Origin of the sequence: Ochrobactrum teleogrylli, from assembly GCF_006376685.1 — a bacterium.
Taxonomy (GTDB): Bacteria; Pseudomonadota; Alphaproteobacteria; order Rhizobiales; family Rhizobiaceae; genus Brucella; species Brucella teleogrylli.
The window spans coordinates 1-13,565 of record NZ_VEWL01000008.1 but is presented as its reverse complement, the minus strand read 5'-3'; the positions used below and the strand labels follow the sequence as shown (position 1 = coordinate 13,565).

The window sequence follows — 13,565 nt, the reverse complement described above, 5'->3', positions numbered from 1 at the left end:
CATCATCCTTTCACGCCGCCGCTGGTGAGGCCGGTGATAAGTGCGCGTTGCATCAAAAGCCCAACAATAACTGGTGGAAGTGCTGCCAAAACACCCGCAGTCGCGATCAAGCCGTAATCGGAAACGCGCCCGCCAGCCAGATCGGCAATAGCAACTGTCAGCGTCCGCGCTCTCTGATCCGATGTGAACAACAGCGCATAGAAAAATTCGTCCCATCCCAGCAGAAATGCGAACAGCGCCGATGTCGCAACAATCGGCAATGCAAGCGGCAGCGTGATGATACACAATGTCTGGAACAGGCTTGCACCGTCAATCATCGCGGCCTGCTCAATCTCCTGCGGGATACCATCGAAGCCAGACTTCATCAGCCATGTGGTGAATGGTGCCAGAATGGTGAGGTAGACAAGCGCAAGACCGAATACCGAATTCAACAGCCCTAGTTTTGCAAGGAGCATGTAAAGCGGCACGGCCAAAGCCACCGGAGGCAGCATGTATGTGCCAATGACCAAAGTGAGCGACCAACCGATGCGCGAGGTCCGCGATACCGCCCAACCGGCAGGGATCGCAACAAGGATCGCCACTAATGTGGCCATGCCCGCCACTCTCAGACTGTTATACATCGATGCCACAAAGGCAGCGCCAGCGCTATTGGGGACCGTGGACAGCAGAGTCTGATAGCGAGAAAAATCCGCTGTGGTCGGCCACCATTTCAATGGGCGAACAGACAGGTCGGCCATCGGCGATATGCTCATCACAAACAGCCAGAACAAGGGCGCGAGGATAATGACTGCCAGCGACAGCGCAGCGAGATAAACGAAGAAAGTTGCGATGGGGCTTCGACGTTCCATTATGTTGCCGCTCCAGCCGTTTTGCGCACCAGAAAACCATAGCCCAACGCCAACACCGTAACGATCAGGGTCACAATGAGCGCCAGCGATGCACCAGATCCCGCGCGCTGGAAGGAAAATGCTTCCTGATAAACCAGGATAGAAAGCGTACGTGTGGAATTGGCGGGGCCACCGCGGGTCATGATCCAGATAATGTCAAAGACCTTGAATGCCTCAATGGTGCGGAGCACAAGGGCCACCATCAATGGTCCTGCAAGATAGGGCAGAATAACAAACCGGAACCGGTTGAATGGACCCGCGCCATCGACGAGCGATGCAGCCGTTATGTCTCTTGGGACGGCTTGAAGGGCCGCCAACGCGATGAGTGCGACAAGCGGGAAGTTCTTCCAGCAATCAGCAACAATCAGTGCCGTCATTGCTGCTGACGGTTCGCCGAGCCATGATCGATAGCCTGAAATGATGCCAAGCTGGGTCAACAGCGAATTGAGCGCACCATATTCGGGATTGTAGATGAGACGCCATAGTGTTGCGTTGACCACCGTTGGCAACGCCCATGGCAGAATAAGCAAGGCTCGCAGAACAGTGCGGCCATAAAACTGCTGGTTCAGCAACAGTGCCGCCAAAACGCCAAGGAACATTTCGGCTGAAACCGAGATGAGAGAAAACCAGGTTGTGGTCCAGAAGGCACGCTGGAAATTCGAGCTGGACAGCATCTTGATGTAGTTGGCAAAGCCAACAAAATCGCCGCCAGTGCCGACAAGCTTTGCATCGGTGAACGAAAGCCGCACCGTTTCAAACATTGGCCAGCCGATCACGCAAACCATGACGGCGAGTAACGGAAGCATCAGCAACCACGCTCGCATAGTCATCCAGTTGCCGGACATTGTTTGCACCTCAGTCTAAATGGAAGAAGGGAGTGGATGCAGATGCAACCACTCCCATCAGGGTCTTAGAGTCCGCTGTTTTCAGCTGCGGATTTGAGGGCGTCTTCCGGCGAAGACTGTCCAAGCAAAGCTTCCTGAATGGACTGCTGCAAGGCCGTGGACATTTCCTGATATTTCGGTGTCGTCGGGCGCGGATACATCGCAGCCAGGCCGAGCTTCGCTGCCGCAATCAACTCTTCCTGTCCCTTCGATACAGCCGGATCGTCATAGGACGACGCCCAGATCGGCAGAGACAGTTTTGCATAATCGTTCTGGACCTTTTGCGAGGTCATAAAGACGATATATTTCCATGCATCATCAGGATGTTTGCTGGTGGTGGTGATGCCAAGCCCCATGGAACCATTGACAGCCGAAACCTCGCTCTTGCCTTCGACGCCCGGTGCGGGCACCACACCTACCTTGCCAACCACTTTGCTTTCGGCAGGGTCATTGACCTTGCTATACATATAGGTCCAGTTCAGCGCGAAAGCGGCGTCACCATTCTGGAAGACCTTGCGTACGTCCTCCTCCAGAAACTCTTTCGAGTTCGGATTGCTGAGGCCGGACTTATAGCTGTCCACCATATATTTGAGGGCATCCAGTCCGCCATCGTTGTCGAAGGCGGGCTTTCCGTCTTTCAGGAAATCGCCGCCATAAGCACTCACCAGCGTGGTGTAGTCGCAAATCGCGGCCTCCGCCTGAGCCCAGCTCCACGCAATCGGCGATGCAAGCAAGCCCTTGTCCTTGATGATCTTTGCCTGATCGTTGAGTTCCGCCCAGGTCTTGGGCGGGTTCTTTATGCCCGCTTTCTCAAGGATTTCCTTGTTGTAGAACAGGTACTTGGTATCCAGAATCCACGGCATGCCGTAATATTTGTCCTGATACTGAACCGTCGTCCAGGCGCCCGTCAGAACGCCCTTCTTCATCTCGTCCGTAATGCGCGACGAGACATCGACAAGCACATTGTTGCTTGCATATTCGGCTGGCCAGATCACGTCGAACAGCACAACGTCATAGCCCTGCCCCGAACCCTGAGCCAGAACCGTCTTGTCATGCAACCCTTCATAGGGCACGAATTCCAGATTGACCTTCACATCCGGATTGGCTGTCTGAAAAGCCTCCGTCATCGCGCGTACATCCGCTTCGCTATAAGCGGCCTGCGCCATGAACAGGGCATTCAGGGTTGTTTCAGCAAAAGCGTGCGGAACCGAGAAAGCGGATACGGCCAGCGTACCCAGTAAGACGGTGCGAATAGATTTAAGCATTGTTACCTCCCGTTAACCTGCTCCGGCTTGTGCCTAGTGCCGTGCACATTGCCTTATCGCCGTGAGATCAGAGCTGTTGTTCCACCATTATTAAATGTTCATGTTCTTTATTAAGTCAAATCCATTGACTTAAACGTGTTATAAATATCTACTGGTGTCAAGAGGGATTGAGGATGCCAAGAAAGAGCGACATTCGGGCCACAAGTGGCACCAATCATGAGGGTACAAGCGCCCATAATCGCAGGGTGATTATCGACGCCCTGCGCCAGAACAGATCGCTCTCCCGCGCCGAACTCGCCCGTGCGACAAACCTCACCAAACAGACGATCTCCAACCTGATTGAAGGTCTGGAAAGCGACGGGTTGGTGAGTTCGGAAAATGCCGTCAGACGTGGTCGCGGACAACCGGCAACGCCCTACCGGCTGGTGCCCGAAGGCGCATTCGCTCTCGGCGTTCAGATCGACCGGCATCTGACCCGGATTGTCATCGTCAATCTGACCGGCGATGAAGTCGTGCGGCGGGAGGCCAGACTGCCAGCCGATAATCCGGAAGAAGGCTGCGCCATCATTCTGGAAGAAATTGCCAAAGCGCAAGCGACGCTCGCACGGGAATTCCCCGATGGACACTATCGAATGTCGGGGCTTGGTGTCGCCATGCCCGGACCTTTCGGCACAAGGGTTCCCGAACATGACCGATGGGTGATGAGTGCATGGCAATCTTTCCCGCTGATCGACAGGTTGACCCAAAGTACCGGCTTGACCGTAACATTGCAGAACGATGCTACAGCCTGTGCGCGGGCAGAAAAAATGGTTGGCCTCGCAGACGGCCTCGATAATGTCGTCTGTATCTATATGGGCTACGGTGTCGGCGCCGGGCTGATACTGAACGGAGAAATCTATACGGGCAGCAAGGGCAATGCCGGTGAAATCGGCACCATGCTAATGACCAATCGCGGCGCGCAAACGCCACTGGAACACCATGCTTCTCTCTGGTCGCTCTACAAACATTTGAAACTCGACGAAGCGCAGCCCGATCTTTCTGCGGAATTGGAAGCCCTGTTGGCGCAGAACGATCCGCAACTGGAAACATGGCTGGAGCGGGCGGCGATGGAACTGAGATCCGCCATCCATACGATAGAAGCGATCTTCGACCCGCAAACAGTTATTCTGTGTGGCGGCGCGCCGAAACTTCTGGCCAACCGGCTCGTGGACCGGATTGAACCGCTCATTTCCTCCAGCGTCGATTACCCGGTGCGGACATTGCCGCGTCTGCTGGTCGGGTTGACCGATATATGGGCCGTGGCGCGCGGGGCAGCCCTTGAGCAGATCAGCAGGCATTTCGACCCACGTTTCTCAGCACTGCTGAAGTCTGGCGTCATTGCCTGAAGCGCCCGGCGATAGCCAACACCGGCTCTTCTCATCATCCCTCAAGCCACGTCGGCAGGCCCCGCGCTACGTGGCCTGTCTTTGCGGCCTCTGCGCAGCTCGCAAGACTACCAAAACGCACCGCACGGCCAGACAGACCCGGCCCATAATGTGCGTATTTTCCGGAGTTGGTCATCAGCGCTTTGGCCGCGACCGGAAAAACCGGTTCGGAAATGGAACACCAACAGAGATCCGGGATCACCTGAACGCCCGCGGCTTCCAGCCTTTGCAATGTTCCATCTTCGCGCGCCGCAGCTATAACCTGACGCCCCGCGGTGATAATGGTGGTTCTGACCGCTTTGCCGCCTCGCAAAGCGTTTGCAAAGGCGCGGCATTCCTCAAGCGAAGCGTGCGGGCTGCCGATGGCTACCAGATCCACCGCATCTGGACCATCGTTCAGTGACTTCCATCCATCCGCCATGTCGTGACTTGTGATGGAGGCGGTATCAGCTGAGGGCGAAACAAAATGCGCTTCCGGTGTAACGCCTTCGACATGCAGCATGGGTGCAGCGGAAGTCGTACCGAAGGCCGCACACATGGCTTTTAAATTTTCCGGTGTCGGCTGGGCGTCCTTGAACCCTTTCAGGAGTGGAATCCGATCCGGCGAAACCTTGCCCGCGAGATAACCAATCAAGGGCCAGAAAGCGTCGTCGAACCCTTCGGGTATATCCACGTGGATGATACGCTGCGCAAATCGATGTTGATCAAGATAAACGCCCGACAGTGGTGCGCGTCCCGTCATGGCAATGCAGAGATCAAGAAAATCGGGGAGCTTCGCCGTGCGGGCCCCAAGCACAGTGTTCGCATAGATGACCGCATTGCTTTCGGCCCATGCGATCATTTCCCCCTTTTCCGGCGCGGTGTCCAAAAGATAGGGCGAGCAGGTAAATGTGTTCTGACACCCCATCCGCACATAGGCATCGGCAAGCCGTGCGGCGGGCCACCCAAAGGATGCAGGCACACCTTGCGCCTGCCAATGTTCGCGATCAACGGAAATGGCATTCATTGTCGTCGGTACGCGGACCCTCGCACCCATATCCGCCATCTTCTCGGCGAAGATCAAATTGGCCGAGCTTGCATAGATGCAGCCGTCGATATGCGCCTGCGCAACATCGATCAAGCGTTTTGCACCTTGGTTTTCTGCCATCGCGCAGATAATTTCCATGGCGAGTTTGGTGGCATCCCCATCTGCGCCCGTCATCATGGCTTGATCGGCTGCGGAAAGTTCGAGCCTCGTTTCCTTTGACCCCACGAGCGGCAGGGTAAAGCCGGGCGCGGTTAACTTGGTCGGCGTGATCTTGACCTCCGGCTCTTTTCGTAAGCGCTCCCAGTCCTCCGGTGGCAGGCGCAAGACGGGTAGAGGATGGTCGAACATCTTGTCGGCGATTAGTGCCCCCAGAGTTACCACATCCTCAGTCTGGGAGAAAATCAGCGCAGCCGGTGCCATGCCATTCAATGCCAGATCAAGCAGCACGCCCGAGCCCGTACAGGAACCACGCGTTGATGGCATCATCAGCGCAGCGCCTCTGATACTCTGCCCTTGGAGGGGATGGTGCACATCGATGATTTTACCCGAAGCAGGATCAATCCCACCCCAAAAGCTGAGCGGTTCGGTTGTCGCCAGGATTGGCCCTTCGGCGGTTCCGGGCAGAATGCTACGGGCTGTTGCGGTCATGTTCACCTGTCGGTTGCCTCGTTTGATTTCTGAATGATCTCCGCCAATATGGCGACCGCGATTTCGGCAGGTGTCGCGGCTTTGATATCCAGCCCTATGGGCGATGAGATCCTCGCCAGATCAGTGGTATCGTGCCCGAGTTTCTTCAGGTTTTCCATGCGTTGGGCATGGGTTCGACGACTGCCCAATGCCCCAATGTAAAAGCAATCCGCCTGCATTGCCAGTGATAGAGCCAGTTCGTCAATTTTGGGATCATGCGTAAGCGTGGCAACCGCAGTATACCGGTCCAGCGGGCTGTCGCGAAACGCCTCCTCCGGCCAGGCTGCCTTAAGAGCAGCCTCCTGAAACCGCAACGGCGTTGCAAACGCTGTCCGCGGGTCGATGACCTCCACATCGAGACCCGTCATGATGGCCATCTGCGCAAGATGCTGGGCGATGTGGACTGCCCCCACCAGTTTCAACCGCAATGCCGGTCGATATATATTGATGAAATACCGTCGATTGTCGGCCACAAAAAAGAGCGGCTTACCGGTTTGAAACGCTTGTCGAACGTGCGGTTGAAACGCACTAGAAACATCCTCAGCATCCCGCACAAGCTCAGTGCGTCCATTGTCCAGATCGGTCAATGTCGCTGCGAGCAAACGTCTGGCGCGTATGTCATTCAGTTCCGCAAGAAGAGAGCTTTGCATCAATCGAGCCTCTCCACATAGACGCTGATCTTGCCTCCACAAGACAGCCCCACGCGCCATGCTGTTTCATCGGCAACACCGAACTCCAGCAGCTTTGACTTGCCGGATGCAATCGTTTCCAGAGCCTCTTCAATGACTGCACCTTCGACACAGCCACCGGAAATCGAGCCTTCAAAATGACCCATCTCGTCGATGATCAGATGACTGCCTGTGGGACGTGGCGCTGATCCCCACGTTTCAATGACGGTGGCGATCGCAACCCCTTTGCCATTCTGGCGCCAATGGAGCGCGACAGCCAACGGGTCCTTGGCAAGACCAAAACTATGTTCAGACAATTCGTCCACCGGCATTCACGACAGCCTCTCTCGTATCCACGTCAATTCTGGCAGCAGAGCCAATGGGTACATCAACGATAGGGAGTTCGCTCGCCTCAATGATATGCCTTGCACCCACATCGCCCGACAGGACGGAAATGGCTTCATAAAGCTGCCGCGGTACAATCACGGGATTGCCGCGCTCACCCTCGTCGGTAACGGCGCGAACGACAGCGTTTCCGTCGTGCTGGCGGAAAAGATCAATCATCATGCGAATGTGCTGCGCGCTGACCGCAGGCATGTCTCCCAGATGGATCATCAGCCCGTCGCAGTCCGCCGGTGCTGCGACCAGGGCAGCTTTGATCGAACTTGCAAGCCCAAGGGCATAAGCCGGATTGTGCACGATAGAGACGTCAAGCCCTCGAAGCGAAGCCGCAATTTCGTCTGCCATATGACCAGTGACGGCAATCACCCGGCCACGATCAGCTTCTACCGCATTTTCAACCGACCGGCGCACCAGCGGCGTGCCATCAAAAATGGCGAGAAGCTTGTTCGCCCCGCCCATACGTGAGGATTGCCCGGCGGCAAGCACAGCAATCATGACCGCAATATCGCGCTTTCTCTTCGCTCTACCATCGCGCGGCGCAATGCGCGCAGGACTATCGAGCAAAAGACCGCCGACGCCCATCGCTGCAATGTCCTTTGGCGTGACGCTCATCCCCGCCATCAAGCGGTCCAGAACCCAATCGAACCCATTCTCCTTGACGCTCCGGGCGCAGCCGGGAGCGCCGATCACCGGCTTACCGTCGATCTCGCCAAGGACCAGCAGATTGCCGGGATCCACGGGCATACCTACATAAGTAATCGTCCCACCAGCCTTGCGAATGGAACTGGGAAGAACATCGTTCTTGTCCGCAACCGCCGATGCGCCGAACACAACGACAATGTCGGAAACCGCAGCTGCATTTTGTATGGCGCACGCCATCGGCTCCGCCGCATGCGAGACCCGAAGTTCTGTCGCCACGGCTCCAAGATTCATCGTCAAACGCGCTTCAAGCGCTTGACGGGTTTTATCGAGAACACTTGTTTTCAAAGCCGGGCACGTTCCCTGAACAAGCCCGACAGTGCGTCCGCTGAAGGGTTCAACGCCGAGCATATTCTTGTCGCGACATAGCGCAAGCACTGCTGCGACGGAACTCTCCGGGACGGCATAGGGAATGATCTTAATTGTCGCTACAACCTGCCCGGCACGAACGCGGTCAAATTCGCGCAAGGTCGCCAGTGTTATCGACGGGTCGATAAAATTCACCGCGTCTACACGCTTCCGGTTGACGGTGAAGACACCGGCTTCTCTTGCAAGAAAATTCACCCGCCCGGTCGTGGCCGCAGAACAAATAATGCCCTTTGCCGATATTGCAGATGTGATCCGGGTGGCAGCGTCGTTCTCCGTAACATCGCCTGCTTCCAGTTGGGCCGACACCACGCTGTCATGTCCCTCCTTTCGAAGAAATTCGATATCATGCGCGTCGAGAACATGGCCTTTGGGGAAACGCCTCCCACCCACAACCAGCCGATGTGCGAGAATAGCGTTCAATGCCTCGTCGAGCGGTGTTGCCCCGAAAACCATGCGCTATCCTTCCCCCAAAGCCACGCCGGATCGCCGAAGCTCTTTCTGTGATCTGGTCGCCATTTGGCTCCGCGAGAGCCCCCGCTCCCTTATATGCCGGAGCTTCATCATTTGTCACGATGCGCTCTGAGCGTTTATGCGGTTTCAGATATGTCTATTCATCGTCGGGCAATCCTTGCTGGAGTTCGGCAAATTTGGCAGCCATTGTCGGATTACCGCGGGTAAGCCGCTTGACCGTCAGGTCCTCAGCCTTATCGTTTGCCAGTCTTAGATTGTTGGCCGACTTGTGAAGCGCTTCTTTTGTTTTCTCGAGATCCTTGATCGCTTCATCTATGCGTTTGACTGCCTCCTCAAAACCGTCAGAAGCCAAACGCCAATTGCGCCCGAATGCAGCTTTGAAGTCGTCGAGCTGGCTTTCGAAATTTGTGATGTCGACATTTTGTGCCTTCACCAATGCCAGTTCGGACTTGTATCTGAGCGAGTTCATCGCTGCATTGCGCAGCAACGTGATGATTGGAATGAAGAACTGCGGCCGGACGACGTACATTTTCGGATAACGATGGGACACATCGATGATCCCCGTGTTGTAGAGTTCGCTTTCAGGCTCAAGCAACGAGACCAGAACCGCATATTCGCAACCTTTCGCACACCGGTCCTTGTCGAGCTCTTTGAGAAAATCTTCGTTCTTTTTCTTGGTCGCGGTCTCGTCGTTCTCATTCTTCATCTCAAACATGATCGAAACGATTTCAGTGCCCGTATCGTCCATATCGCGGAAGATAAAGTCGCCCTTGCTACCGCTGCTCGCGTCATTATCCTTCTCAAAATATGCGCGTGGGAAAGCAGTCGCACGAATACGGTCGAACTCGGTTGCACAGTGCTGTTCCAGCGTCTCGCCGATCATTTTTGTCGATAGTTTCGCTTTCATATCCCGCAGGCGCTCGATTGCCTCGTCGCGATCCTTGAGCTGCGTTTCGTATTTGTCTTTGAGCGCTGTCTCGGCAAGTTGCTTTTCAAGTGCCACCCGGGCAAGCCCGTTCTTCAGTTCATCGCGCTCTTTCTCAATCGCGCTGACAGCTTCGGTGACGGCAAGTTTTTGAGAAATCTCGCCGGCATCGAGTCTGGCCTTCAAGCCCTGAATCTCTTCATTCTTGGTGGAAGCCGCTTTCTGCAGTTCAGAAAGAAGCTTTGCCTCGGCCAGTTTAGACGTGGCTTCGTTGTCACGCCTGACGCTTTCAAGCTCGTGCAAAAGAGCATCACGTTCTTTCTCAATGGCAGCCAAAGCCTCGGCTACGGCAAGCTTCTTCGCGACTTCCCCGGATTCAAGCCTTGTCTTCAGTTCCTGGATTTCAGAATCCTTGGCTGCGGCGGCTTTCTGCAGTTCATTGGCAACCTTGGCCTGTGCAAGCTCGACAGCATTCCGCTTGTCCTGCTCTGCTAACTCCAGACGCTCGTGCAATTGCTTCTCGAAATCACTGTCTCGAACCTGCTTTAGAATATCTGCATATCCAGCTTCATCGATTTTGAATGCCTTGTTGCAATGCGGGCAGATGATTTCGTGCATGATAATTTCCGTTAGCCTTGGCCAGAAGTTCCTGCTGAAACTCCAGCTGCCATTGATCCGCGTCTTGTGAACGATCGCTGCACTTTTAGCAAATCTGCAATCAATTCAATCAATTCTGATTAAAAAATAACCAAATATAAAATTGATTAATAAATAGACCGAAAGCTATTGCCAATGTAACGGCGCTACGGCATCAATGCAGCATGAAGCAGCCGGACCTGACCATTCTCATTATCGATGAGAACGCCATTCGCTCCTCGATCATTGAGGAAGGATTGCGCGAGGCAGGCCACGGCAAAGTCGTGGTGATCAACAAGATGCACGGCATAGCGCGTATGATTGAAACGCTAAATCCCGATGTGATTGTGATCGACATAGAAAACCCCAATCGCGACATGATGGAGCATCTGTTTCAGCTGACCCGCACCGTAAGCCGCCCGATCGCCATGTTTGTCGACCGCTCTGACACAGCCTCTATCGAGGCTGCAGTGGAGGCAGGCGTTTCCGCCTATATTGTGGACGGACTGAAGAAAGAACGCGTGAAGCCCATTCTCGATATGGCCGTCAGCCGGTTCAACGCATTCAGCCGTCTGCAACGCGAACTTGCGGATGCAAAGTCGGCACTGGAGGAGCGCAAGGTGGTGGAGCGCGCCAAAGGCATTCTCATGAAAATGCGCGGCCTGTCCGAAGAAGACGCTTTTGCCCTGCTGCGACAGACTGCGATGAATGAAAAGGAGAAAATGTCCGACATTGCGCAAAGTATCGTGACCGCAGCCGGACTGCTGATGAAATAGCTTTAGATTTCAGAACCGGGGCAAATATTCCGGGAGTATGCAAGTGAACATGCCGACCAGATTGACCAAGACCGGAAGTGGGCTTGCCGCGCCAGCAGGCATAGCAGGCAAGGAAATCAGGACGCTGCGCGCCGGGTTTATTCCTCTGGTGGACGCTTCCGTGCTGATTGCAGCGGCAGAGTTTGGTTTTGCTCGAGCGGAAGGCTTGAACCTTGATCTCGTCAAGGATGTCTCATGGGCGAATGTCCGTGACAGGCTCGCTTTCCGGCAATTCGACATTGCACACATGCTTTCACCCATGCCCGTGGCATCCATGCTGGGGCTTGGCTCCAATCCATCGCCGACGATAACTCCGTTCTCGCTGGGGCGCGGTGGCAACGCCATCACCCTTTCAGTGCGCCTTTATGAACGGATGCGCACAATCGCCGATCTACCGGAAGCCGCTGATGCGCTGGAAAATGCGCAGGCGCTCGCATCCGTCGTGCACTACATGAAATCACGCGGCGAACCACTCCTGACGCTGGCAATGACCTATCCTTTCTCGTCGCATAATTACGAGTTTCGCTACTGGCTGGCGGCAGGCGGCATTGATCCTGACCGCGATGTAAAATTGGTCGTCGTGCCGCCGCCATTGACCTCGGACGCTCTGGCGTCAGGTGCTATCGACGGTTTCTGCGTTGGAGCGCCATGGAACATGGTGGCCTCAGAACGGGGCGCCGGGCGCATTGTCGCTGCCAAACAGGATATCTGGCCAAGCGCGCCCGAAAAAGTCATCGGCATGCGCCCCGAATGGGCTGAGACCCACCCCGAAACCGTTGCCCGTTTGATCGTCGCCCTCGATAAGGCCGCACGCTGGTGCGACAGCATCGAAAACCATGATGCGTTAGCCGAGACTCTGGCAGACGAGCGTTATCTCGGCGTGCCGCAGCATATCATTCGCAACGTACTTGCCGGGACGTTCAATCTTGATGCGCGCGGGAACCAGCGTGTCATCAAACATTATTTCGACTTCCATGCCGGTCTTGCCAATTGCCCCCGCCCCAACGATGCGATGTGGATTTATAGCCAGATGGTGCGCTGGGGACAGGTAGCGGCATCGCGGACGGCACAGCAAAAAGTGGCCCAGTCCTACCGGCCAGATCTTTACTGTGCGGCTCTCGGGATCGCCCTTTCACCCTTCATACCGGGCACGGTAGAGGGGACACATGCGGATGATCGTTTCATGGACGGCAGGGTTTTCGATCCGGCTGATATCGATACCTATGTGCGCGGTTTCGATGTGCGTCGCGAGACATTCGCCGATCCGCACGCAGCAGGAGATTAACCCGCGATGCCCAAATTGATTGCACGCCGGGCCGCATATCTTGTCATGATCGCCTAAATTACAGTCAGATCTATATTGATGCCTAGCCACGGCTGTCTATTTTCTCACCCCTTTAAACTTCGTATTTTCAACTACTTGCAAATATTTTAAATGTCTGGCACGTTCCTTGCTTGTTAGATTTATGCACCGGTCAACGGCGACCGGAGCAACAAGCGAGCCACATACCGCTCCTGTCACGACACCGACGTCGCAAGGAATTGCACCACGAACGCAAGGTTCGAGGATGCGATCTCCAGGCGGCGTTTTTTTGTGCCCAGATTTGAGACGGCGGAACGAACAGTCACCAAGGCCAGCATAGGGGAAGCCAGCTGATGACAATGCATGAGAAGGCAGAAACCACGACCGGGATATCCCGGCGCAACATTTTGAAAGTCAGCGCCACAGCGGCACTCTTCACCGCCATCCGTTCGGCCTTGCCCGGCGGCGCTTTCGCGGCTGCCAGCGGGCCGGAAGTCAGCGGCGCGAAGCTTGGTTTCATCGCGCTGACCGATGCAGCCCCGCTGATTGTGGCCAAGGAAAAAGGTCTGTTCGACAAGCACGGCCTGCCGGACGTCGAGGTTGCCAAGCAGGCGTCATGGGGCGCCACGCGTGACAATCTTGTGCTGGGCGGAGCATCGAACGGCATTGATGGCGCGCACATTCTCTCCCCGCTCCCCTATCTGATCCATGCAGGTAAGGTGACGCAAAACAACCAGCCGGTGCCGATGGCCCTTCTGGCGCGGCTGAACTACGACAGTCAGGCCATTTCGGTTGCGAAGGAATATGCCGGCACTGGTGTTCAGCTCGATTCATCGAAGCTGAAGGCCGCCTTCGAAAAGAAGAAAGCCGAGGGCAAGGAGGTGAAGGCCGCAATGACTTTCCCCGGCGGCACGCATGATCTGTGGATTCGCTATTGGCTCGCCGCTGGCGGTATCGATCCCGACAAGGACGTTTCCACCTCGCCCCCTCAAGAAGCTGTTCTTTCCACTGCTTGATCTGATTGGCATGCACGTCGAACTGCTGGGATAATTCCACCAGCGTCTGCTCGCCTCTGATCGCGGCAAGCGCCACCTTGGCCTTGA

General features: G+C 55.6%; 11 protein-coding genes and 2 pseudogenes. 4 read left to right on the top strand and 9 right to left on the bottom strand.

Annotated features, from left to right (window positions below; translation table 11 throughout):
* Positions 1-2: 2 nt before the first annotated feature.
* The 3 genes from FIC94_RS13515 to FIC94_RS13505 form a co-directional block, all read right to left on the bottom strand.
* Entirely contained in the window at positions 3-848 is an 846-nt protein-coding gene (locus tag FIC94_RS13515; protein WP_140025217.1) for a carbohydrate ABC transporter permease, read from the bottom strand.
* Positions 848-1,732: a carbohydrate ABC transporter permease gene (locus tag FIC94_RS13510; RefSeq protein WP_140025216.1), complete on the bottom strand. Its 885-nt coding sequence runs from the start codon at positions 1,730-1,732 to the stop codon at positions 848-850. Before FIC94_RS13510 ends, FIC94_RS13515 begins: the two co-directional genes overlap by 1 nt.
* Before the next feature lie 65 nt (positions 1,733-1,797).
* Positions 1,798-3,036, bottom strand: a complete 1,239-nt coding sequence (locus FIC94_RS13505; RefSeq protein WP_140025215.1) for an extracellular solute-binding protein — start codon at positions 3,034-3,036, stop codon at positions 1,798-1,800.
* A 173-nt stretch (positions 3,037-3,209) separates the two neighbouring features.
* Between FIC94_RS13505 and FIC94_RS13500 the strand changes: the two genes are divergently transcribed.
* The gene (locus FIC94_RS13500; RefSeq protein ID WP_140025214.1) at positions 3,210-4,421 is read left to right on the top strand and encodes an ROK family transcriptional regulator; all 1,212 of its coding nucleotides are present in this window, start codon (positions 3,210-3,212) and stop codon (positions 4,419-4,421) included.
* A 34-nt stretch (positions 4,422-4,455) separates the two neighbouring features.
* Here the strand turns inward: FIC94_RS13500 and lhpI are convergent, their stop codons facing one another.
* The 5 genes from lhpI to FIC94_RS13475 form a co-directional block, all read right to left on the bottom strand.
* A complete protein-coding gene (lhpI, locus tag FIC94_RS13495; protein WP_140025213.1) occupies positions 4,456-6,135 on the bottom strand; it encodes a cis-3-hydroxy-L-proline dehydratase in 1,680 nt (559 codons plus the stop codon).
* Between the two features lie 2 nt (positions 6,136-6,137).
* Positions 6,138-6,824, bottom strand: a complete 687-nt coding sequence (locus tag FIC94_RS13490; RefSeq protein WP_140025212.1) for an XdhC family protein — start codon at positions 6,822-6,824, stop codon at positions 6,138-6,140.
* Complete coding sequence (locus FIC94_RS13485) at positions 6,824-7,174, bottom strand: XdhC family protein (RefSeq protein WP_180917988.1); 351 nt, start codon at positions 7,172-7,174, stop codon at positions 6,824-6,826. The genes FIC94_RS13490 and FIC94_RS13485 overlap by 1 nt, the downstream gene beginning before the upstream one ends.
* Entirely contained in the window at positions 7,152-8,765 is a 1,614-nt protein-coding gene (locus FIC94_RS13480) for an NTP transferase domain-containing protein (protein WP_140025211.1), read from the bottom strand. The genes FIC94_RS13485 and FIC94_RS13480 overlap by 23 nt, the downstream gene beginning before the upstream one ends.
* A 154-nt stretch (positions 8,766-8,919) precedes the next feature.
* Positions 8,920-10,326, bottom strand: a complete 1,407-nt coding sequence (locus FIC94_RS13475; protein ID WP_140025210.1) for a DUF2130 domain-containing protein — start codon at positions 10,324-10,326, stop codon at positions 8,920-8,922.
* 203 nt (positions 10,327-10,529) lie between these two features.
* Between FIC94_RS13475 and FIC94_RS13470 the strand changes: the two genes are divergently transcribed.
* From FIC94_RS13470 to FIC94_RS13460, 3 genes and pseudogenes are all read left to right on the top strand, one after another.
* Entirely contained in the window at positions 10,530-11,120 is a 591-nt protein-coding gene (locus FIC94_RS13470) for an ANTAR domain-containing response regulator (RefSeq protein ID WP_140025209.1), read from the top strand.
* A 49-nt stretch (positions 11,121-11,169) separates the two neighbouring features.
* On the top strand, positions 11,170-12,444 hold the full coding sequence (locus tag FIC94_RS13465; protein ID WP_140025208.1) for a CmpA/NrtA family ABC transporter substrate-binding protein: 1,275 nt from the start codon (positions 11,170-11,172) through the stop codon (positions 12,442-12,444).
* A gap of 221 nt (positions 12,445-12,665) precedes the next feature.
* Positions 12,666-13,454 (top strand): annotated as a pseudogene (locus tag FIC94_RS13460) (CmpA/NrtA family ABC transporter substrate-binding protein); the annotation flags it as partial.
* Here FIC94_RS13460 and FIC94_RS13455 read toward each other — a convergent pair.
* Positions 13,444-13,565, bottom strand: a pseudogene (locus tag FIC94_RS13455) (IS3 family transposase); the annotation flags it as partial. The pseudogenes FIC94_RS13460 and FIC94_RS13455 overlap by 11 nt on opposite strands.